Source organism: Amycolatopsis sp. WAC 04182 (assembly GCF_003947465.1).
Classification (GTDB): domain Bacteria; phylum Actinomycetota; class Actinomycetes; order Mycobacteriales; family Pseudonocardiaceae; genus Amycolatopsis.
In genome coordinates, this window is record NZ_QHJJ01000004.1 from 676963 (window position 1) to 698205 (window position 21243).

Below are 21243 nucleotides of genomic sequence, written 5' to 3' on the forward strand. Positions count from 1 at the left end.
TTCTCCCCTGTGCCGCCCTGCTGGCGGCTGTCCTGCTGTTGTCAGGCTGCACGAGCGCCACGCCGCAACCCGCCCCTGCTCGTGAGCCGACCACTCCACCAGCGTCGAAGCTCGAAGGCGAACCGGTGGATTACAGCGGTTTCCGGCTCGTCATGTCGACTTCGCCGCCGTCGGTGCTCGATCCCGCCACCGGCGTCACCACCCCGCTTCCGGGTGCTCCGGCCGGGGATCGGGTCAACGAGGTCCTCCGCGTCGGCAAGTTCCCGGTCGTGCTGTCGGCCTCCCGCTGCGGGCCGTCGTGCCTGGAGCCGGCCGAAGTCCTCGTCTACGGCGACCCCAAGGACCAGCCGTGGAAGCTGGGCAAGGCCCGCAGCGTCGCCCCGTCGGCCGACGAGAGCGGTGTCTGGCTGATCCGCGACGACGGCGACGACCTGTGCCGCCTGCAATTCGTGTCCCTGCTCGGCGCGGAGCGCGATCGCGGCCGTCCGGCGAGCTGCACGACAGCCGTGCGCCAAGAAGTGCCGAAGGGACTGCTGATCACGGTGAACAGCGGGACGGCCAGTGCCGAGGACGTGCTGATCGATCCCGCCACCGGCCGCGCCGTGCACCAGTTCCCCCGGGTACTGGCGGTCACCAAGGAACGGATGCTGCTGGCCGAGCTGACCAAGTTCTCCGTGCTCGACCTGCGCAACGATCAACGGATGCCGGTCGACCGGCCGGTGGCCGACGGCACGCCCGGCATGGTGGTGCCGAGCCGCGACGGCTACAAGGTCGCCGTGCTGTTCGGCGACCCCGCGTGGGCGGGGACGGCGACGCAGACGGCCGACGTCTGGGTGCTCGCCCTCGACACGCTGACCTGGACGCGCGCGCCCGCGATGCCGATCGCGACCGAGCTCAAGCGGGTCGCGATCGAGTGGACCGAGACCGGCGACCTGGTGATCGCGACCGACGTCGTCGCGAACTGGCGCCTCGACCGGCCGGGGTGGACGGTCGTCAAGACCCCGTTGCCCGCCGAGCGGAACCAGCGGGTGGTGGCCGTCGCCCAGGGCTGAGCTACTCCTCGTCCAACCCGTGCTCGATGGCGTACCGGGCCAGTTCGACCCGGTTGTGCAGCTGGAGTTTCCGCAGCGTCGACTGGACGTGGTTCTCCACCGTCCGATGCGACAGCACGAGCTTCTCGGCGATCTGCCGCGCCGTCATCCCCTTCGCGACCAGGCGCAGGACGTCGGTCTCGCGTTCGGTCAGCCGCGGCGGCGCGGGCCCGTCGTCCGGCGCGTCGGCCATGCGGCGGTACTCGCCGAGGACGAGGCCGGCGAGTCCGGCGGTGAACACCGGGTCGCCCGCCGCGGTCCGCTTGACCGCGTCCACGAGTTCGCTCGCCGAAGCCGATTTCACCAGGTAGCCGGACGCCCCGGCCTTGACCGCTTCGAGGACGTCGCTGTGCTCGCCGCTCGCGGAGAGCACCAGGACCTTGGTCGACGGCAGTTCCGAGGTGATCTCGCGGGTGGCGTCGACCCCCGAGGTCTCGCCGAGGTTGAGGTCCATCAGCACGACGTCGGGCCGGACCGTGCGCGCGATCCGCACGGCGGCGGGCGCGTCCGGCGCGGTGGCCCGCACGTCGAAACCGTGTTCGGCCAGGTCGCGTGCGACCCCGTCCCGCCACATCGGATGATCGTCGACCACCATCACCGAGACCTGAGCCTCACCGGTCATCGCTTTCCCCTCGCCGCGACTGGAACCTTGATTTCCCATTCCGTGCCCTGGCCGGGCGCGGTGTCCAGGGCGGCACTCCCGCCCAGATCCCGCACGCGCCCCTTGATGGACTCCGCGATACCTAGATGTCCCTCGGCCGCCGCGCGTTCCAAAACGCCGGGCGCGATTCCCGGGCCGTCGTCGCGAACGCTGACGACGACCTCGGTGCCGAGGTCCTCCAGCAGCACCCAGGCGTGCGCCTCTTCGCCCGCGTGCTTCTCGACGTTGGACAGCGCCTCGCGCGCCACGGCCACCAGCTCCGACGTCATGTGCTCGGGCAGTTGGACCTCGCCCGCAGGGGTCGAGACCTGCACAGACGGCGTCGCGAGCAGCTGCAACGCGGACCGGAGATCGGTGGTCCCGTTCTCGCTCGGATGCGTCGGCTCGGTGGTGACCAAGGCCCGCAGCGCGATCTCCTGCTCACCGGCCAGTTTCGCCAGCTCGGCCGCTTCCCCGCCGAATTCGGCGCCGCGTTTGCGCACCCGCGCGAGCACCTGGAGGACGCTGTCGTGGATCGAGCGGGCGAGCCGTTCCCGTTCGGCCGTCGCGGCTTCCATCCGCAACGCCCTGGTCAGCGCGTCCGCCGACCGGCGGGCCATGGTCGCGGCGAGACCGATCACGAACCCGCTCGCGGTCAGCAGGAAGCCGTCCCGCGCGACGTCGACGTCGAACCGCCAGCGCACCAGCCCGGTGACCACCGAGACCACCAGCCCGGCGAGCACCCCGCCGACCGCGCCGAACCGCGTGCCGGCGGCCGCGGGCGGGACCGCCGCCCACACCGTCGTGATGAGCGGGATGTTGGCGTCGAACTGCGCGGTGGTCAGGATCCACGCCGACGTGAACATGAGGACGACGGTGAGCGCGAGATCCACGCCCACCAGCCACGGCCAGCGGCTCGACGGTCGCGCGTAGAACACGCTGCTGACGACCGTCCACGCCGTCATCACGCCGAACGACGTCCACGCCAGCCACTTGGTCCCGTAGCCGTCGTAGTGGACGATGAACGAGCCGAGCGCGAAGAGCAGCGTCGTCACGCGAAGCACGATCACCCCGCGCCACAGCGGAGTGGCCGGGTCCCGCGTGCCGAGCGCCGAGACCGCGCGCCAGAGCGGGGTCTCGGTCATGACTTGGCTTCGGACTCTTCCCCGGGATCGTTCGGTTGTGCCGCCTGATCCCGCAGGACGTCGATCTCGGCCGGATCGGGATCGTGTTCGTGCAGCAGCGACCGGATGCCCGCGTTGAGCACCGCGAGCAGCGGCACCGAGAGCAGCGCGCCGGCGATCCCGGCGGTGACGAGACCGGCGGTGATCGCGAGCACCACGGCGAGCGGGTGCAGCTTCACCGCGCGGCCGAGCAGGATCGGCTGCAGCACGTGGCTTTCCAGCTGCATGACGCCGATGACGATGGCCAGCACGATCAGCGCGCCGACGACGCCCTTGGTCACCAGCGCGATCAGCACCGCGACCGCGCCCGCGATCACGGCGCCGATGATCGGGATGAAGGCGCCGAGGAACACCAGCGTCGCCAGCGGGATCACCAGCGGAACGCCGACGATCGCCAGCCCGACGCCGATGCCGACCGCGTCGACCACGGCCACCGCCGCCGTCGCGCGCACGTAGCTGACCAGCGACGCGAACCCGCGCCGCCCGGCGACGTCGACCCGGTTCCGCACGCGGCCCGGCACACCGAGGACCAGGAACTTCCAGATCTGCTCGCCGCCGGAGAGGAAGAAGATGAGGATGAACAGCGTCAGGATGAAGCCGGTGACGATCTCGCCGACCGTGCCCGCGGTGGTGAGCGCGGTCGTGGTGATCGACGCCTGGTTGTTCTGCAGGAAGCTGATCGCCTGGTTGATGAACTCCTGGATCTGCTCCTGGCGCAGGTGCAGCGGCCCGTCGATGAGCCAGACCTTGATCTGGTTGAGGCTCTCCGTCAGCTGCTTCTGCAGCTCGGGCAGGCCGGAGGAGAACTGCGCGACGACGAACGTCAGCAGCCCGCCGAGGACGGCGAGCCCGGCGATCAGCACTATCCCGGCCGCGAGCCCGCGGGGGAATCTCAGCGTCGTCAGCTTGGAGACCGCCGGCGCGAGCAGCGCCGCGAGCAGCAACGCGATCGACAGCGGGATCACGACGACCGACAGATAGCCGATCAGGAACACGATGACGTAGAGCGCGGCGATCACCACGATGAAACGCCACGACAACGCCGCACCTATCCGCAGGCCGCGGGGCACCAGGTTGGTCACGTCTTCGGTCGACTCGGAGAGGAACGGGTTCGCCGGGTCGAATTCCGGCTGTTTGCGCTGGGGCTCGCTCACGCGCTCACCGTATCGGTCCGAGACGACGTTTCCCGGCCATTCCGGGCGACGCGCACGGGTCGGATTCGCCCGATGCGACGCTTGACACATCGCCTGTCGGTCGACTCTGGAGTAACCGGGCTCCGCCAGCGTCGATCACTGATCGTGATTTCGGGCTACACCGTGTGTTCTTCACACGATCGTGCCATCAAGGTGGTTCAAAGTCGCGCGGGCCTTCCGCACTTTGCTTACCTCGGTCCCGCAACCACGAACGGCACACCGAAGCGACAGGAGACCGAGTGACGAACGCGGCGAAGAACGAGAGGCGGGGCGCGGCGCGCTTCGGCCGTCTCGCTTCGCGTGCGCTGTTCGTGCTCGGCGGCGCCGTCGCCGGTTCCGCCGCCGCGTGGGCCGTTTCGGGCGCTTCCGCCTCCGCGGACATCGCCCCGGTGGTCTCCGCTCCCGAAACCAGCGTCACCCCGGTCACCGACGCCACCTCGGCGGGTTTGACCGACGTCTCCCACGGCGCGTCGAAGTTCGCGGGTGACGTCGCCGGTGCGATGTGCGGCGACGGCCAGCAGGACGCCACCACGTGGTCGATGCCGGGCGAGAACGGTTCCGCTTCCGGGAAGCACCACTGCGGCGACATCCGCGCCGACCGGCACGAGGTCTCGACGCGCGTCAGCGACGCTGTCACCGACTTCGCGGACAACTCGGTGGTCACCCCGGTCAAGCGGACCCTCGGCGCGGTCGAGCACATCGTGCGGAAGCCGCAGGACACCCGCCAGGTGCTGGACGAGACGTTCACCCCGTCGCCCGACTTCGGCCGCAAGGTCTGGGACCTCCTCGACCCGAACGGACACGGCGACCTCGTCCCGGAGCTTCCGGTCACCGGCGGTCCGGTCGACCCGAACACCCCGCTGGACACCATCGGCGCCGGTGAGCAGGTCACCGACTTCGCGCAGCTGGCGACGACCCAGTTCCCCGCTTCCCTCGAAACCGTCCTCCCGATGCCGGCCCTCGTGCAGCAGCACGGTGCCTTCGATCAGGTCGAGGACGTTCCGGCACGTGACGGTCACCGCGGTGACCTCCCGCGTCCGATCACCCCGGCGCCGCTTCCCGCCGCGCCTTCCTTCCCGACTGTCCCCGGCGGCTCCGCCCCCGGTGGTCACCTCGACGGCCTGACCCACGGCGTTCCCGCCTGGGTCGTCGCCGCCGTCGAGCGTTCCCTGACCGGCTACTCGCTGGCAGGCACGCGGTACATGCCGCTCACCCCGGGCTCGCAGCCCGGCGTCACTCCCGACTGAACACCTCCCTCCGCGGGGTAGCCGACGCGCCTCACGCCTCCCGATTCCGGGCTTGGCTTCGCGTCCGCTCCTGATCCCCCGCGAAACGGCGGTGCGCATTTGTGCGCCCGCAATCGCTCCACCCCCCTCTGGTGCCGCTTCGAAGGCACCTCTCTGAACCCGAAAGGGAACCCGAAATGAAGGAGAAAAACCCCATGCAATCCTGGGCAAAGCGCGGACTCCAGACCGCGTTGGTCACGGGTGGGTTGTTGATGCTGGGCACCGGCATCGCCTCGGCTGACGAACACGTCAACCCCGACACCCCGGCCTCCCCGCTCGACGCGAACGTCACCGTTCCCCTCGAGATCGACAACAACGCCGTTGGCACGCCCCTCGGCCAGGCCGACCTCCCCGGCTACAAGGGCGAGGTCAGCACCAAGGCCGTCACCAAGCCCGTCTCGGACGCGCTGGACTCGGCTTCCTCGCCGGGCAGCGGCACCGATGGCATCGGCGGAGGGCTCCCGTCCCTCCCGACCACGGGCGCCGTCCCCGCGCCGCTGGCCGCCAAGGACTCGGCCCGTCAGGTCAGCGGTGGGCTGACCGAGGGTGGCTTCACCACCACGGACGACATCCTCAAGGGCAACAAGGTCGTCGGTGACGTCGTCGTCCCGATCCAGATCGTCGACAACGCCATCGGCGTGATCGGCGACGCCGAGGTCGAGGGTGGCACCCACGACCAGACCTGGTCGCACAACCAGGACATCGAGACCACCGGTGAGGACTCCAGCCTCGCCGGGAACGTCGTGTCCCTCGACTGGGCGCTGCCCGTGCAGATCGCCGGCAACGGCGGCGGGCTCGCCGGCGGCACCGGCCGCGTGGTCGGCGGTTCCGCCAGCCAGAGCACCACCGAGACCGGCAACATCACCACCGACGGCGAGGGCTCCGCCCTGTCCGGCAACGTGGTGGCCGGCCAGTTCGCCACCCCGGTCCAGGTCACCGGCAACGCCGCGTCCTGGATCATCGGCAACGCCAACAGCTCCGGCTACGAGGCCGAGACCGACGCCACGTCCGGCGGCTGGGTCGAGACCGACGGTGACGACTCCGCCCTCGGCGGCAACGTCGGCGCGGTGCCGATCGCCCTCCCGGTCAAGGTCAACGACAACGCCGCCGCCGCGTGGGGTTCGCTCGCGAACTCCAACAGCAGCTCGTCGGCGGACGCCACCGCCGGTGACACCACCCCGGGCTGGAGCAACGTCCCCAGCTACGTGCAGACCTCCGGCGAGGACTCGGCCGTCGCGGGTAACGCGATCGTGCCGCAGACCGCGGACGTCGCGAACGTCGGCGGCGTGGCCGCCAGCTGGATCGGTCTCGCGAACACCGGCACGGAAGGCGGGACGAGCCAGTCCAGCACCGTCGACGCCGGTGGCTTCGTCAGCAGCGAGGGCGAAGGCTCCGCCGGTGGCGGCAACATCGTCGACCCGGCCGTGGCCGCTCCCGTCGAGGTGACCTGCATCGCGGGCACCTACATCGGCAGCGCCAACGTCGCTTCGTGCGAGAACACCGTCGACGCGAACGCCGGCGACGGCAGCCACACCACGGGTGACGACTCCACCCTCGCGGGCAACATCGTCAACACCCAGGCCGCGCTGGCCCCCGAGGTGTTCGGCGTCGCCGGCTCGCACATCGGACAGGCGACCGCCGAGGCGTCCGAGACGAAGACCGTGACCGCCGGCAACTACGACGGCACCACGGGCAACGACTCGTCCGGCTCGGGCAACATCGTCCAGGTCCCGGCCGCCGTTCCGGCCGAGGTCTTCGGCGTCGGCGGCTCGTTCATCGGTCAGGGCACCGCCTCGGCCGAGGAGACCAAGGTCGTCTCCGGTGGCGGCGGCGGGAACACCGCCGACGACAACGGCTTCCTCAGCTCCAACCTGGGCACCGTGCCGGTTTCGCTGCCGGTGCAGGCGTTCGGGATCGGTGGCGCGTTCATCGGTCAGGGCCACGGTGCCGCCGACGGTGACACCACCTCCAACGCGGGTGGCGACGTCCACGCGACCGGTGACGGTGGCGCGGGCTCGGGCAACCTGGTCTACGGCCCGGTGTCCCTGCCGGTCCAGGCGCACAACTTCGCCGCCGTGCTCGGCGGGATCACCTCGGGCAAGGGCACCAACCTCACCGACTCGAGCGCGGGCGGCGACGCCACCGCCAACGGTGAAGAAGGCGCGCTGGCGGGCAACATCGTCCAGACGCCGGTCGGCGGCGCGGTCCCGGTGACCGGGCACGGCATCGCCGGTGCGGGCATCGCCGAGGGCGACAGCGTCAGCGACGTCCTTTCGGAGGCCGGCGGCGACGCCACCACCACCGGTGACGAGGGCGCGGTTTCGGGCAACATCATCGGCGCGCAGGCGCTGCCGATCGTGCCGGTCACCCACGACGCGGTCGCGGCCGCGGGTCTCGCCGACGCCGAAGGCGCCAACACCGTCGACGCCCTTTCGGGTGGGGACGTGGAGACCTCCGGTCTCGACGGATCGCTCTCGGGCAACATCCTCGACATCCCGGCCGCGGTCGACCCCGAGGTGTTCGGCAACGCCATCGCGGCTGCGGGCGGCGTGTCCGAGACCGAAGCGACCAGCATGATCACCGGCCAGGCCGGTGGCGACAGCATCACCGACGGCAGCGGAGAGGCCCTCTCGGGCTTCAACTTCCACCACCCGCTGGTCTTCGTGATCCCGGTGAACGAGCTCGAAATCCCGATCCTCGCGATCGCGGACGAGAACTCGGAGGACAACACCGAGGTCAACGACGAGGAGTACACCCGCGCCTTCACCGACTCGGTCGGTTCGGAGATGCCGATCGACGCGCTGCCCGCGCTGCCCTTCGGTGCTCCCGCGGTTCCGTCGCTGAACGGTGCCGGCACCCTGCCGACCACCCCGGCGATCGGTGGCGCCCGCGCCGACGGTCCCCAGGTGGCCACCCTGCCCGTGCAGGTGGCGGGCCTGACCGCGCTGAAGCAGCTGACCGCCGTCCCGGCGACGCTGCCGAAGTCGGAACTGCCCGAGCTGCCCGGCACCCCCGGCCTGCCCGGTCTCCCGGCCCTGCCGAAGACCCCGGGTCTGCCCGGTGACGCCGCTCGTGCGGACGCCCCCAAGCTCGCCCAGCTGCCGGCCCTCCCGGCGCTGAACGGGCTGCCCACCGCGGGCAAGCTGCCGGTGCAGCTCCCGACCGCGGGCGCGCTGCCCACCGCCGGCAACCTGCCGGTGCAGCTCCCCGCCGCCGGCAACCTGCCCACCGCGGGTGCGCTGCCGACCGCCGGTGCGCTGCCGGTGCAGCTGCCCACCACGGGCACCCTGCCGGTCGTGAACAACACCCCGGCGATGCCGACCGCGCAGGTCCCGGCTCTGGCGAACGTCGACTCGTCGCCGCTGAGCATGTTCCAGCGTTTCATCGGCACCCTGACCGGCAAGAAGTTCCACACCATGTGAACCTGCCAGTCGGCTAGCGCCACTGAATGAACCGAAGCGGGCCCGGAGTCACTGACTCCGGGCCCGCTTTGTGTTCGGTACAGGGAAGGGCTGAAGGACGCTTTCACCGCATCACATGCAGTGAAAGCGTCCTTCACCGCGTCGCATGCGGGGAAAGCTCCCTTCAGCTCCCCGGGGTGAAGAGCGCGTCCTGGGCGGCGCCCATCGCGGTCAGCACCGCGCCTTCCAGCACCGCGCCGCCGCCGACGGTGCCCGCCCGGACCTCGGTCCGCAGCGGCGAGATCTCCGAGAGCCGTCGGCTCACCCTGGCCGCCAGCGCGTCGCCGCCGGCGCGCCCGATCTCCCCGCCCAGCACGAGACAGCCAGGGTCCAGGACCGCGGTGACCGCGGCGGCGCCGATCGCGATCCGCTCCGCGACGATCTCGAGGAAGACACCGGCGTCTTCGGAATTCGAGTCGATCGCGTATCCGACAGCCGCTTCGGCCGCTTCGGCGTTGTCGGCCGACGAAGCCGGGATGCCGTGCGCGCGGGCGAGTTCGCAGATCGCGGCGCTGCCCGCCAGGGTGTGGAAGCCGCCGTCGCAGTCGGTCGCCGTCGGCAACCGGCCTGGACCCAGCATCGGCAGGAACCCGATCTCGCCCGCGCCACCCGACGCGCCCCGCCGCAGCGAACCATCGAGGACCACGGCCGCGCCGACGCCGAAACCCAGCCACAGCAGCACGAACGTGTCCCGGTCGCGGGCGGCGCCGAGCCGCTGTTCGGCGGCGGCCGCGAGGTTGACCTCGTTCTCCAGCAGCACCGGGACACCGAGCCGTCGCCGGAGTTCGTCGACGAGTTTCCCGTGCCACGCGGGCAATCCCCCGGCGTGCCGCAGGCCGCCGGTCGCCGGGTCGACGAGACCGGGAGCGCCGACGGCGATCGTGTGCAGTTCGGTCGCGCCCGCCTCGGCGGTGGTGGTCTCCAGCAGGGCGATCGCCCGCTCGACGGCGACGTCGGTGTCGACGTCCAGGTCGAACGGCAGCGAGGCCTCCGCGCGGGTCCGGCCCAGCAGGTCCGCGACCGAAACGGCCACGCCGTGGGTGCGGACGTCGAGGCCGGCGAGGTACGCGCGGTCGGCGACGATGCCGTACAGCTTCGCGTTCGGGCCGCGGCGCTCCGCGCCCGCCTCGCCGACGACTTCGATCAGCCCGGCGTCCTGGAGGCGTTCGACGAGGTCCGCGACCGTCGGCCGGGAGAGGCCGGTCAACGTCTTGAGCTGGGCGGCCGTCAGTGAGCCTTCGCGGTGAAGGAGGTCGAGGGCGAGGCGGTCGTTGATGGCACGTGCCGTGCTCGGGGAGGCGGACGGCATCCGGATGACACTCACCGGCAGATCCTCCCAGAATTAATTATCAGGTTCCCTTCCTGATAGTTTACGCTGACGGCCGTCGAGTCGTCTCATGGACCTTGGGGGCCCAGTGACCAACACAGTGGAAACCGTCGGCGGGCCGACGCGGCGGGTGCGGCAGGCGCGGATCGCCACGGCCGCCGTCTTCGCCGTGCACGGCGCGGTGACCGGCAGTTTCGCCACCCGGATCCCCTGGATCCAGGAACACGCGGGGATCAGCGCGGGCCAGCTCGGCCTCGCGCTCGCCTTCCCCGCCATCGGTGCCTCGCTCACCATGCCGCTCGCCGCGCGGATCGGGCACCGGCTCGGCAGCAGGCTCGGGCTCCGCCTGCTGCTCGCGTACTGGACGCTGGCGCTGATCCTCCCCTCCCTGGCGGGGAACCTCTTCACCCTGTGCCTCGCGTTGTTCGTCATGGGCACCGCGGCGGGGACCTCCGACGTGCTGATGAACGCCCTCGGCGTCGACGTCGAGGAGAGGATGGGCAAGTCGGTCATGTCGGGGCTGCACGGCATGTGGACCACCGGTGCGCTCGTCGGCTCCGCCGCGGGCACGCTCGCCGCGCATGCCGGGCTGGACGCCCGGATCCATTTCGCGCTCGCGTCGGCCGTGCTCACCATCGCCGGCGCGCTCATCTGTCAGGGCGTCTTCGACGTCCGCAGCGCACCGGACGAAAACCCGCCCCCGAGGTTCGCGCTCCCGCCGAAATCGGCCGTGATCATCGGCGCGGTCGCGTTTTGCGCAGTCTTCGCCGAAGGGGCGAGCCTCGACTGGTCCGCCGTCTACCTGCGTGACGTCCTCGGCACTTCGCCGGGGATCGCGGCGGCCTCGACCACCGCGTTCACCTGCACCATGGCGGTCGCCCGACTCTCGGGCGACGCGCTGGTGCGGCGCTTCGGCTCGGTCAACACCGTCCGCGCGGGTGGCGCCTTCGCGACACTGGGCGGGCTGCTGGTGGTCTTCGCCGTCCATCCGGTGATGGCGATGGCCGGTTTCGCGCTGATCGGGCTCGGCGTCTCCGTCGTCGTGCCACTCGCCTTCGCGGCGGCCGGACGCAGCGGGCCGACGCCGAGCCAGTCGATCGCGGGCGTCGCGACCATCACCTATTCGTCGGGTCTCGTGGCGCCGTCGCTGATCGGCGGGATCGCCGACCTGACGTCGCTGACGGTGTCGTTCGCGGTGGTCACGCTGCTGGCGCTCGGCCTGGTGGCGGGCGCCGGCGTCCTTCGATCCCGCTAGTCGAACTGGAGGGAACGCTTGGCGAGGCCGTGCCAGTAGCCATCGATGACGGTTTCGCCCTTCCCTTCCGAAGAGCTCGCGCCGAGCGAGACGAACAGCGGCGCGAAGTGTTCGATCCTGGGGTGCGCGAGGGCCGCGGCGGGAGCCTTGTGCTGGAAGTCCAGTAACGCGTCGAGGTCACCTTCACGCAGGGTTTCCGCACCCCAGTGGTCGAATTCGCTCGACCACGACGGCGGCGCCCCGTCGGTGCCGTCGGTCTGGCCCAGCGCGCTGAGGTTGTGGGTGAAGAAGCCGCTGCCGATGATCAGCACGCCTTCGTCGCGCAGCGGTGCGAGCTTCCGGCCGAGGTCGAACAGCTCCCGCGGGTCCAGCGACGGCATGGACACCTGCAGCACCGGGATGTCGGCGTCCGGGTACATCTCCACGAGCGGGACGTACGCGCCGTGGTCGAGGCCGCGCTCGGGCGCGTCGTGCACCGGCGTCCGGGACGAGCGCAGGAGTTTCCGCACCTTGCCGGCCAGTTCGGGAGCGCCGGGCGCGGCGTATTCCACCTGGTAGTAGCGATCCGGGAAACCCCAGAAGTCGTAGACCAGCGGCACCGTGGTGGTGGCGCCGAGGGTCAGCGGTGCCTCTTCCCAGTGCGCCGAGACGACGAGGATCGCCTTCGGTTTCTCGAGGTCCGCGGACCAGCCGGCGAGCTGGCGGGTCCAGGTGGCGTCGTCGGCGAGCGGCGGCGCGCCGTGGCTGAGATAGAGCACCGGCGTCATGTCAGCTCCAGGTGTTTGAACTTTCAACTACCAGGATAGACGACGTCGCCCGGCTCCGCCTTATTCCCGCGCGAGGTTGGCCGCCATCCGTTCCAGGGTGGCGACCGTCGTCCGGTAGTCGTCCTTGCCGATGCCTTCGGTCACGCGCGAACGGAACGCGCCGACCTCGGCTTTCAGCCGGAGATGTGCTGCCCGGCCGGCTTCGGTCAGGCCGTCCTCGTCGATCCAGCCGCGAACGCGCAGGTCGGAGACGGTTTTCTGGAGATCTCCAAACGGCTTCAGTGCTTCGCTGTCGGCGGTATTCAGGACCTGCCAGTGGCGACGGGTCAGTCCTTCGCCGTCGAGGATCCGGTCCAGGGAGGATTCAAGTGCCTGGTGAAGGTGGGCGAACCAGAAGCCGATGGGTTTCATGGATACTCCTTCACGCAGACGGCAACTATATGTAAAAGTACATGCACTTGGTGAGGATGGGCAATGACGGACGCCGTGGCCGACGTGGAACGCGCGATGATCGCCATCCGGCGGAGCCAGGCGAGGCGATCACTGTCGAAACTCGCCCGCGACCGCGCCGAAACGATGCCGGACCAGGCGATCCAGGGACTTCTCGACGCCGTCGAAGCGGCCGAGGAGAGCGGCGAACCCGGGACCGTCACCAGCCTCGCGTCGGCGCTGACCATCGATCAGCCGCGAGCGAGCCGTCTCGTCGCCCGCGCGGTCGAGGACGGTTTCCTCCGGCGTGAAGCCGATCAGCGCGACGGCCGCCGCGCCGTCCTCGTGCTCACCGAGACCGGCCGGGCCGAAGTGGCGCGCATGCACGAATTCCGCCGCTCGGTGTTCGCCGAGGCGATGGCGGACTGGACGGACGGCGACCGCCGCGAGTTCGCGCGGCTGCTGACCGCGTTCGTCCGGAACTACGGGGCGCTCGGCGTGAAGTAGTTGACCAGGTTGCCGTCGGGGTCGCGGAACAGCAGCGACCGGTTCCCCCACGGCATCGTGGTCGGCTCCTGCACGATTTCGGCCAGGTCTGCCAGCCGCTCGTACTCCCGGTCGACGTCCTCGACGCGGAACTCGAGGATCGCGGTGCGGTTCGACTCGGGCACCGCGGCGCCCGCGCCGAACAGCGTCATGGTCTCGGCGCTGCCGATCGCCAAGGTGCACGCCGGGCCGACGAGTTCGGCGAACTGCTCGGAACGCCATCGCGCGGCGAGGCCGGTCGCCTTTTCGTAGAACCCGGCGAGCCGGGCGACGTCATGGGTGATCACACGGACGGACACGAACTGCACGGTGGATCCTTTCGGGGCCGGAAAGCGGGACAACGGCCACGCTAGGAGCAATACCGGGCAGGATCCGCCCGGTATTCTCGGCGCTGTGACCAGGCCCATCGCCCGCGTGCTCGCGTTGCTGGAGATCCTCCAGAGCGGCGGGACGCGCACCGTCGCCGAGCTCGCGGGACGGCTCGACGTGGACGAACGCACCGTCCGCCGCTATGCCGAACACCTCGTCGACCTGGACATCCCGGTCCGCTCGGTGCGCGGCCGGTACGGCGGCTACCGGCTGGCCCCCGGCTACCGCATGCCGCCGCTGATGCTCAGTGACGAAGAGGCGCTGGCCGTCCTGCTCGGCCTGGTCGCGGGCCGACGGGCCGGGCTGATCACCACGTCGGTCGCGGCCGTCGAGAGCGCGGCCGCGAAAGTCCGCCGGGTCCTCCCCGAAACACTGGGCCGACGGCTGGACGCGCTGCTGGAGACCGCCGACTTCACCGCACCGGCCAGGAAAGCCCTCTCGGCCGAGGCCGAGGTCCTCCTCACCGTCGCGGAGGCGGCCCGGGACCGGCATCCGATCCGGCTCGCGTATCTCGCCGGGCACGGCGGTGGCAGCGAACGCGTCGTCCATCCGTACGGAGTCGTGGCGCATTCCGGACGCTGGTACCTGACCGGTTTCGACTCGGTCGGCGGCGAGGTGCGGACCTTCCGCGTCGACCGGATCAAGTCGGCGGAGCCGCGGCCGGGGACCTTCGAAGCGCCCGAAGACTTCGACCCGGCGGAACGGGTGCTGACGGCGTTGGCCGAGACGCCGTACCGGCACGACGTCTCCGTGCGGATCCAGGCGCCGCCCGAGGAGATCCGCGCCGTCTTCCCGCCGTCTGTGGCGATCCTCGAAACGGACGGCGAGTGGGTCCTCGCCCGGATCCGCGCGCAACGGCTCGACTGGATCCCGTCGCGGCTCGCCGCGCTCGACCGGCCGTTCGTCATCGAGCGGCCGGCCGAACTTCGCGACCTGGTCGGCGCGCTGGCGGCCCGGCTGGCCGAGCGGGCGCGCTGACCGGCCGTGCTCACTTGCCGCAGAACACCGTCCGGACGAGCTTGTTCAGCGCCGCCGGGAAGGCCCGCGCCGGGTCGTTCTCGGCGTCGCCCCCGGTGATCGACGCGGTCAGCGTTTGGCTGCCGTCGGGCGTGCTGTACATCAGCGACCCGTAGCCGTTGAGACCACCGTTGTGGTTGAGAACGGTGCCGACGCAGCCCGGGCCCAAGTCCTGCGAGTACTGCCCGAGACCGTAGAAGCCGTAAAGGCTTTCGCTGCCGGGGTGCGTCTCGCGCATCTCCGCCATCAGCCGGGCGGGAAGGAGCTTTCCGCTCTGCAGCGCGGAAAAGTACGTCTGGAGATCCTTGGTCGTCGAGATCATGTCGCCGGCGCTGGAGATCCAGGACGGGTTCTGGTGGGTGACGTCGATCGTCTTCCACTGCCCGGCGTCCTCGTAGCGGTAGTAGGCGTGGGCGTACGGCTTGGGCATCCCCGGCCACGCTCCCGGCGACACCGTGTCCCGCAGCTTGAGCGGCCGCAGGATCCGCCGGTCCAGCTCATCGGCGAAGGGACGACCGGAGAGCTTCTCGACCAGCAGCCTGGCGACCACGGTGTTGGTGTTGGAGTAGCTCCAGCCCGCGCCCGGCTCGAAGACCGCGGGCTTGGACACCGCCAGCCGGACCAGCTCCTCCGGCCGGTAGGTGTGGAACCGCATGTCCACCCATTCCTTGCCCGCCCACGGGATTCCCGGCGTGACCGTCCCGTCCGGGTGGTACTGGCCGGTGTGGTTGAACAGCCCGCTCGTGTGCTGCAGCAGCATCCGCACGGTGATCCGCGAGTCCAGCCCCAGTTCGGGCAGGAGACCGGCGACCGGGGTGTCGAGCCCGATCCTGCCCTCGGCCACGAGCTGCAGCACCAAGGTCGCGGTGAAACTCTTCGACGTGCTGCCGACCCGGAAATGGCCGTTGGTCGGCGGTTTCGCGGTGCTGCCCAGCTCGCGCACCCCCGCGCTGCCGGTCCATTCGCCTCGCTCGTCTCGGACGCGAAGCTGTATGCCGCCGAACCCGGCGTCGACGAATTCCTGGACGGCCTGTCGCAATTCCGGACGGTCCTGCCCGGCGGAGGCCGTCGGCGCGGCGACCCCCGTCAGCAGTGCGGCGGCCAGTGCGGTGAGACCGATGCGGCGGAAGGTCTTCAGTGTCCTGTTCATGACGACCACGTTCGCGGGCCGCGCTGACACGGGACGGTCACGGCGCTGACACGCGGGCCTCGATGCCGTCGAGAAGGAAGTCGAGGCCGATCCGGAAGGTCTCGTCGGCGTCCAGGTGGACGGCGTCGCGCACCACCGCGGCCAGCGCGGGGAGCTTGCCGGTGGCGAAGGTCCGGGTCAGGTAGGGCCCGAGCGTGGCCTGCCAGCGCTTCTCGTCCATCCCGGTCGCCCGTTCCGCTCGACGCTCCGCGATCTCCCGGCGCACCGCGCCGATCGTGTACGCGTTGACCGCCGAGACCACGGGCATCGCGGAATCGATGCCGACGTCGCCCAGCGCCGCCATCACGGCCTCCGAGGTCGCCAGCGCGTGCGGGCCGAGCTGGGGCCTGCCGCCGAGCAGGTCGGCGAGCCATTCGTGCCGGTGAACCGCGTGCCGCACGGCGTCGGCGAGTGATCGGAGCGCCTCCCGCCAGCCTTCCCCGGTGGGCCGGATCTCGGCGTGGACGGCGTCGACCATCAGGTCGAGCAGCTCTTCCTTGCTTTCGATGTAGCCGTACAGCCGCATCGGGCCGACGTCCAGCGCGGTGGCGACCTTCCGCAGCGACACCGCGTCCAGGCCGTCCGCGTCGGCGAGCCGGATCGCCGCCCGCACGATCAGCTCCCGGCTCAGCGGGGCCAGCGCCGGACGACTCGGCGGCTCAGGCCGCTCCCACACCACCATGCGGTGACAATACACCGCATCGTTCGATACAGTGTATTGACCAATACACTGTATCGAAGGAGTGGATCATGGCCATCGCCATCGTCGGAGCGGGTCTCGGCGGCCTGGCTCTCGCCCGTGTTCTGCACGTCAACGGCATCGACGCCGTCGTGTACGAACGTGAATCGTCGCGTGACGCCCGCGGTCAAGGCGGCATGCTCGACATCCACGCCGACACCGGTCAGCGGGCGCTGCGTGAAGCCGGTCTGTTCGACCGGTTCTCCGCGATCGCCCGCAACGAAGGCCAGGACATGCGGCTCCTGGAGCCGGACGGCACCCTGTTGCTGCAGGAGGACACGCCCGACGACGCGCCGTTCGAACGCCCCGAGGTCGACCGCGCCGACCTGCGTGACCTGCTGCTGGACTCCCTCCCCGAAGACACCGTGCGCTGGGGGCACGCCTTCGAATCCGCCGAAGACGGCGTCTTGCGTTTCTTCGATGGGCGCACCGCGACCTACGACCTGCTGGTCGGCGCCGACGGCGCGTATTCCCGGGTCCGCCCGCTGCTCACCGACGCCCGCCCGGCGCATCTCGGCCACAACTTCGTCGAGCTGCGCATTCCCGACGTCGACCGCACCCACCCCGACCTCGCCGCGATGGTCGGACGCGGCACCTACTGGGCGCTCGGCGACGGCAAGTCCCTGGCGGCCCAGCGCAACGGCGACGGCACCGTGCGCGTCGGCCTCAGCTTCCACGGCACCGGTGAGGACTGGTTCGCCCTCAGCGGGATGCCGCTCGACGATCCGGCCGGCGCCAGGGCGTGGCTGATCGGGGAACTCGACGGCTGGGACGCGCGGTTCACCGCGCTGATCGCGGCCTGTGACGACGCGGTGGTACCCCGGTCGATCGCGGCTCTCCCGGTCGGCCTGACCTGGCCCTCGGCGCCGGACGTCACCCTGGTCGGCGACGCCGCGCACCTGATGCCGCCGGTGGGGGAAGGCGCCAACATGGCCCTGCTCGACGGCGCCCTGCTCGGTCTCGCCCTGGCCGCGCATCCGGGCGACTTCCCCGCCGCCGTCAAGGACTACGAACGCGAGATGTTCGACCGCGCCGAAACCGCCGCCCGGATGTCCGCGCGGGTCCACGAACTCCTGAGCGCGCCGGACGCCGCCCGGAAATTGCTCGCGTTCTTCCAACCGGACCGACACCAAGCTGCTATGAACGAAAAAACATCTCGTCCGTAGTCGAACAGGAGCAGGATTGCCGACCGGCTGATCGACATCGTCGCGGCGGACCGACCAAGGAGTGACCATGCGCGAAGGTGTACTGGCAGGTGGCGCCCCGTACCTCGAGTTCGGGACGGGAAGCCCGCTCGTGGTCTTCCGGACGGCACTGCCGGACTCGGCCAACCCCACCGGGTTCGCCCGCTGGGCGGAGGTGCGGTCCCTCAAACCGCTGGCCGAGCGGTTCACCGTGCTGACGGTCGGCAGGCGGCCGGGGCTCCGGCCCGGCGTCACCATGGCCGAGCTCGCCGCCCACCACGCCGAGGAGCTGCGGCAGCGGTTCGACCGCCCGGTGGACGTGCTCGGCCTGTCCACGGCCGGTTGCCTCGCGCTGCAGTTCGCCGCCGACCATCCCGGCCTGGTGCGGCGGCTCGTGGTCGGCGCCGCGGGCACCCGGCTCGGCGTGGAAGGCCGTCGCGTCCAGCGCCGGTACGCGGATCTGCTGGCCGCCGGGCGGCACCGGGCCGCGGCCATGGCGCTGGCGCCCACGGTCGCGGACTCCGGGTCCGGACGGGCTCTGCTGGCCGGGCTGCTGGGCCTGGCCTCCGGCCGCCCGGCGGATCCGGACGGCATGGTGGCCATGCTGCGGGCCGAGGACGCGTTCGACATCGAAGACCGGCTCGGCGAGATCACCGCGCCCACCCTGGTGATCGCCGGTTCGGAGGACGCCCTTTACCCGCTCGAACTCGCCGAGCGAATAGCCGACAAGGCTCGCCGGGGCGATCTCAAGGTCTATCCGGGACGACGGCACCACAGCGTGATGAGCGATCGCCGCTTCACGAAGGACATCTTCGAATTCTTGCTCTAGTCGTGTGACAGGTCGACGAAGCGGCTGTAGTGCAGCTGGTGCGCGACGGTGATCGTCGCCGTCGGCCCGGCACGGTGCTTCGCGATGATCAGGTCCGCCTCGCCGGCGCGCGGGTCGTCCCGCTCCCAGGCGTCGGGGCGGTTGACCAAAATGACGAGGTCCGCGTCCTGCTCCAGCGAACCGGACTCACGAAGGTCGGACAGCATCGGGCGTTTGTCGGTCCGCTGCTCGGGACCACGGTTCAGCTGGCTGATCGCGATCACCGGGACCTCGATCTCCTTGGCTAGCAGCTTCATCTGCCGCGAGAACTCCGAGACCTCCTGCTGCCGCGACTCGACGCGTTTACCCGAGGTCATCAGCTGGAGATAGTCGAGGACGACGAGTTTGAGGTCGTTGCGCTGCTTGAGCCGCCGGGCCTTCGCGCGGATCTCCATCATCGTCATGTTCGGCGAGTCGTCGACGAACAGCGGCGCCTCGGAGACCTCGCTCATCCGGCGCGCGAGCCTCGTCCAGTCGTCGTCGGACATCTTGCCACCGCGCATATCCGCCAGGCGGATCCTGGCCTCGGCCGAGAGCATGCGCATGACGATCTCGGTCCTGCTCATTTCCAGCGAGAAGATGACGCTGGTCAGGCCGTGTTTGATGGACGCCGAACGCGCGAAATCCAGTCCCAGCGTCGAGTTGTGGGTCGGGACCATCGAGCGCCCGGCCAGATACAGATGGTCCGGCGCGTCGACTTCCACGCACCGCACCGGGACGGACGGCACGGGGCGGACGTCCACGACGTAGCGAAGGTGGGGCCGGACGCGGACGTTGGTGAGCCGTTCCTTCTGCAGCAGGTGCTTGCGCTGCAACCAGAACACCCGGTCCTGGGTGGTGAAGCCGAGGATGTACGCCGTCGAGGTCTCCTCGCTGCGGCCCTTGACCTTCTTGGTCGTGAACGCGCAGCGGTACCCGAGGCTGACGATCAGTTCCCGGGTCTGCTCGGCGAGTACCTTGTTCGTCACGGCGAACTGGACCGCGCCCGAGTGGTTGACGGTGCCGTCGGTGTCGAGCAGCCCGGCCAGCAGTGCACGGCGTTGCTCGACGGACGCCCGCAGATACTCCACCGGGATGTGCTTGTTTCCGAGCACGCCCAACGTGCGGAGGATCGCCTGCACGCTGCCGTGTTCGTTGCGGCAGGCCTGGCAAAGCCGCATGCCCGACGACGGGCGTCCGCAGTCGGGGCAGGTCGGCGCGGGCACGGGGGAGCTTTGGAAACGTACTTTGCCGCCGCAGGAACGGCCGCACGTCCGCACCTGGGAGGTCTGGGGAAGGAACGGCTCTCCGCAGACCTCGCAACGCCGGTACTCCACCGGGTCCGGCGGAACCAGGCGCAGGGTGTACGACATTTCGCCACGGCGTTCCACCAGGAGGCCCGCTTCCCCCTCCAGGTAACAGATGATCTCGGGATCCGCCGTGGTGAAGCGCGCACTCGCTGAGTGGCCGTCGCCCAGCCAGGCGCCGAGCGCGTAGGGATGAAGCGGGAGATCACGTTCGGGCAGCTGCAGCGGGGCCGTGGTCGCGATCGAGTGGTTGGCACGTCCGTCCGCTGTCTCGCAGCGCAGGGTGGCCGCCAGTTCTTCGGTCGTACGCACCGCCGGACCGGCGGCCGAGCGGCGGGACGACCTCGTGTCGGTCAGCCACTGGTGTTCGGCGTCCGCGAGGAGCACCGTGCCGTCCGAGAGCTCGACTTCGTAGCAGGGACGGTCTTCCATGACCTCGGTCGCCGCGACCACGGTCGTGGGGCGTCCGTTCGCGCCGATCAGCCGGTCGCCGGGGCGGACCTCGCCCATGGTCGTCCAGCCGTCGGGAGTGGCCAGCGGAGTGTCCAGGGCGAGTGCCTTGCCGACACCGGGACGCGCCGCGACGATGATCATCTGGCCTGGGTGCAGGCCGTTCGTCAGATCGTCGAAGTCGGCGAACCCGGTCGGGATGCCCTGCGACTGCCCGCCGCGGGACGCGATCGCGTCGATCTCGTCCATGGTCGGCTGGAGCAGTTCTTCCAGCGCGACGTAGTCCTCGCTGGTGCGCCGCTCCGTGACGTCGTAGATCGCGGCTTGGGCGCGGTCGACGACCTCGTCGATGTTCGCGCCGTCGGCCGCGGCCGCGCCGTAGCCGTACTGCACGATCCGCGTGCCCGCCTCGACCAGGCGCCGCAGCACCGCCTTCTCGGAGACGATCTCGGCGTAGTACCCGGCGTTCGCCGCCGTGGGCACCGTCGCGATCAGGGTGTGCAGATACGGGGCGCCGCCGACGCGGCCCAGCTCGCCTCGGCGTTCCAGTTCGGCGGAGACGGTGATCGGGTCGGCCGGTTCGCCGCGACCGTAGAGGTCGAGGATGACGTCGTAGATCGCCTGGTGCGCGGGCCGGTAGAAGTCGTCGGGGCCGAGGGCTTCGATGACGTCGGCGACGGCGTCCTTCGACAGCAGCATGCCGCCGAGCACGGACTGCTCGGCCGCGATGTCCTGCGGGGGCTGGCGGTCGTACTCGCCGCCACGCGGACCGGGGTCACCGGGACCCGGGTCGGACTCCGCGTACATCGGATTGCGGTCGTCGGTCAGCGCCACCGCTGCTGCCACCTCCTCAAGACATCGAACACGCGTTCGATTATGCCAGAATTTCCCCGGTCGGTCCGCCCGCGCCCGCCTGCCCCTCCCGCGGCTTCCGGCGCTCCCCTGTACTCCCCTTCTCGGCC

Annotated in this window: 18 protein-coding genes; 8 read left to right on the plus strand and 10 right to left on the minus strand. The window is 70.5% G+C overall.

Features of this window, described 5'->3' with window-relative positions; all coding sequences use genetic code 11:
* Positions 1 to 125 precede the first annotated feature (125 nt).
* Complete coding sequence (locus tag DMH01_RS23470) at positions 126 to 1052, plus strand: hypothetical protein (protein WP_233621645.1); 927 nt, start codon at positions 126 to 128, stop codon at positions 1050 to 1052.
* 1 nt (position 1053) lies between these two features.
* Here DMH01_RS23470 and DMH01_RS23475 read toward each other — a convergent pair whose 3' ends face one another.
* From DMH01_RS23475 to DMH01_RS23485, 3 genes are read right to left on the minus strand one after another with little or no spacing between them, the layout of a single operon-like run.
* On the minus strand, positions 1054 to 1713 hold the full coding sequence (locus DMH01_RS23475) for a response regulator transcription factor (protein WP_125679388.1): 660 nt from the start codon (positions 1711 to 1713) through the stop codon (positions 1054 to 1056).
* The gene (macS, locus tag DMH01_RS23480) at positions 1710 to 2876 is read right to left on the minus strand and encodes a MacS family sensor histidine kinase (protein WP_125679389.1); all 1167 of its coding nucleotides are present in this window, start codon (positions 2874 to 2876) and stop codon (positions 1710 to 1712) included. The genes DMH01_RS23475 and macS overlap by 4 nt, the downstream gene beginning before the upstream one ends.
* Positions 2873 to 4069, minus strand: coding sequence for an AI-2E family transporter (locus tag DMH01_RS23485; protein ID WP_125679390.1), 1197 nt, complete (start codon positions 4067 to 4069; stop codon positions 2873 to 2875). Before DMH01_RS23485 ends, macS begins: the two co-directional genes overlap by 4 nt.
* A 278-nt stretch (positions 4070 to 4347) precedes the next feature.
* Between DMH01_RS23485 and DMH01_RS23490 the strand changes: the two genes are divergently transcribed.
* Both DMH01_RS23490 and DMH01_RS23495 read left to right on the plus strand, forming a co-directional pair.
* Positions 4348 to 5355 (plus strand): hypothetical protein, encoded by a 1008-nt coding sequence (locus DMH01_RS23490; RefSeq protein WP_125679391.1) that lies wholly within the window; start codon positions 4348 to 4350, stop codon positions 5353 to 5355.
* Between the two features lie 194 nt (positions 5356 to 5549).
* Entirely contained in the window at positions 5550 to 8816 is a 3267-nt protein-coding gene (locus DMH01_RS23495; RefSeq protein ID WP_125679392.1) for a PE-PGRS family protein, read from the plus strand.
* 163 nt (positions 8817 to 8979) lie between these two features.
* On the opposite strand, the gene DMH01_RS23500 is transcribed toward DMH01_RS23495, so the two are convergent.
* Complete coding sequence (locus DMH01_RS23500) at positions 8980 to 10179, minus strand: ROK family transcriptional regulator (protein ID WP_199745603.1); 1200 nt, start codon at positions 10177 to 10179, stop codon at positions 8980 to 8982.
* A gap of 91 nt (positions 10180 to 10270) precedes the next feature.
* Here DMH01_RS23500 and DMH01_RS23505 point away from each other — a divergent pair, with 91 nt between their 5' ends.
* On the plus strand, positions 10271 to 11437 hold the full coding sequence (locus tag DMH01_RS23505) for an MFS transporter (RefSeq protein ID WP_125679393.1): 1167 nt from the start codon (positions 10271 to 10273) through the stop codon (positions 11435 to 11437).
* On the opposite strand, the gene DMH01_RS23510 is transcribed toward DMH01_RS23505, so the two are convergent.
* Together DMH01_RS23510 and DMH01_RS23515 are read right to left on the minus strand one after the other, a co-directional pair.
* Positions 11434 to 12204, minus strand: coding sequence for a dioxygenase (locus DMH01_RS23510; protein WP_125679394.1), 771 nt, complete (start codon positions 12202 to 12204; stop codon positions 11434 to 11436). The genes DMH01_RS23505 and DMH01_RS23510 overlap by 4 nt on opposite strands.
* 60 nt (positions 12205 to 12264) lie before the next feature.
* Positions 12265 to 12615: a MarR family transcriptional regulator gene (locus DMH01_RS23515; RefSeq protein ID WP_125679395.1), complete on the minus strand. Its 351-nt coding sequence runs from the start codon at positions 12613 to 12615 to the stop codon at positions 12265 to 12267.
* A 63-nt stretch (positions 12616 to 12678) separates the two neighbouring features.
* Between DMH01_RS23515 and DMH01_RS23520 the strand changes: the two genes are divergently transcribed.
* Positions 12679 to 13140 carry a MarR family winged helix-turn-helix transcriptional regulator gene (locus DMH01_RS23520; RefSeq protein ID WP_125679396.1) on the plus strand — a complete coding sequence of 154 codons (462 nt, stop codon included), beginning with the start codon at positions 12679 to 12681 and terminating at the stop codon, positions 13138 to 13140.
* On the opposite strand, the gene DMH01_RS23525 is transcribed toward DMH01_RS23520, so the two are convergent.
* Positions 13116 to 13487, minus strand: a complete 372-nt coding sequence (locus tag DMH01_RS23525; RefSeq protein ID WP_125679397.1) for a VOC family protein — start codon at positions 13485 to 13487, stop codon at positions 13116 to 13118. The two genes, DMH01_RS23520 and DMH01_RS23525, sit on opposite strands and share 25 nt — an antisense overlap.
* Positions 13488 to 13572: 85 nt before the next feature.
* On the opposite strand from DMH01_RS23525, the gene DMH01_RS23530 reads away from it, so the two are divergent.
* The gene (locus DMH01_RS23530; protein ID WP_125679398.1) at positions 13573 to 14526 is read left to right on the plus strand and encodes a YafY family protein; all 954 of its coding nucleotides are present in this window, start codon (positions 13573 to 13575) and stop codon (positions 14524 to 14526) included.
* Positions 14527 to 14536: 10 nt separating this feature from the next.
* Here DMH01_RS23530 and DMH01_RS23535 read toward each other — a convergent pair whose 3' ends face one another.
* Both DMH01_RS23535 and DMH01_RS23540 read right to left on the minus strand, forming a co-directional pair.
* Positions 14537 to 15715 (minus strand): serine hydrolase, encoded by a 1179-nt coding sequence (locus tag DMH01_RS23535; protein ID WP_125679399.1) that lies wholly within the window; start codon positions 15713 to 15715, stop codon positions 14537 to 14539.
* 37 nt (positions 15716 to 15752) lie between these two features.
* Positions 15753 to 16436: a TetR/AcrR family transcriptional regulator gene (locus DMH01_RS23540; protein ID WP_125679400.1), complete on the minus strand. Its 684-nt coding sequence runs from the start codon at positions 16434 to 16436 to the stop codon at positions 15753 to 15755.
* Between the two features lie 68 nt (positions 16437 to 16504).
* Here DMH01_RS23540 and DMH01_RS23545 point away from each other — a divergent pair, with 68 nt between their 5' ends.
* A complete protein-coding gene (locus DMH01_RS23545) occupies positions 16505 to 17659 on the plus strand; it encodes an NAD(P)/FAD-dependent oxidoreductase (RefSeq protein WP_125679401.1) in 1155 nt (384 codons plus the stop codon).
* 67 nt (positions 17660 to 17726) lie between these two features.
* Positions 17727 to 18506, plus strand: a complete 780-nt coding sequence (locus DMH01_RS23550) for an alpha/beta fold hydrolase (protein ID WP_125679402.1) — start codon at positions 17727 to 17729, stop codon at positions 18504 to 18506.
* On the opposite strand, the gene dnaB is transcribed toward DMH01_RS23550, so the two are convergent.
* Positions 18503 to 21115 carry a replicative DNA helicase gene (gene dnaB / locus DMH01_RS23555; protein ID WP_199745624.1) on the minus strand — a complete coding sequence of 871 codons (2613 nt, stop codon included), beginning with the start codon at positions 21113 to 21115 and terminating at the stop codon, positions 18503 to 18505. The two genes, DMH01_RS23550 and dnaB, sit on opposite strands and share 4 nt — an antisense overlap.
* Between the last annotated feature and the right edge of the window lie 128 nt (positions 21116 to 21243).

Bases quoted from the DNA above. Each gene is read 5' to 3' on its own strand.
- macS (WP_125679389.1), bottom strand. From the start codon at position 2,876: ATGACCGAGACCCCGCTCTGGCGCGCGGTCTCGGCGCTCGGCACGCGG.
- DMH01_RS23495 (WP_125679392.1), top strand. From the start codon at position 5,550: ATGCAATCCTGGGCAAAGCGCGGACTCCAGACCGCGTTGGTCACGGGT.
- DMH01_RS23515 (WP_125679395.1), bottom strand. From the start codon at position 12,615: ATGAAACCCATCGGCTTCTGGTTCGCCCACCTTCACCAGGCACTTGAA.
- DMH01_RS23540 (WP_125679400.1), bottom strand. From the start codon at position 16,436: ATGGTGGTGTGGGAGCGGCCTGAGCCGCCGAGTCGTCCGGCGCTGGCC.
- DMH01_RS23545 (WP_125679401.1), top strand. From the start codon at position 16,505: ATGGCCATCGCCATCGTCGGAGCGGGTCTCGGCGGCCTGGCTCTCGCC.
- DMH01_RS23535 (WP_125679399.1), bottom strand. From the start codon at position 15,715: ATGAACAGGACACTGAAGACCTTCCGCCGCATCGGTCTCACCGCACTG.
- DMH01_RS23510 (WP_125679394.1), bottom strand. From the start codon at position 12,204: ATGACGCCGGTGCTCTATCTCAGCCACGGCGCGCCGCCGCTCGCCGAC.
- DMH01_RS23520 (WP_125679396.1), top strand. From the start codon at position 12,679: ATGACGGACGCCGTGGCCGACGTGGAACGCGCGATGATCGCCATCCGG.
- DMH01_RS23475 (WP_125679388.1), bottom strand. From the start codon at position 1,713: ATGACCGGTGAGGCTCAGGTCTCGGTGATGGTGGTCGACGATCATCCG.
- DMH01_RS23550 (WP_125679402.1), top strand. From the start codon at position 17,727: ATGCGCGAAGGTGTACTGGCAGGTGGCGCCCCGTACCTCGAGTTCGGG.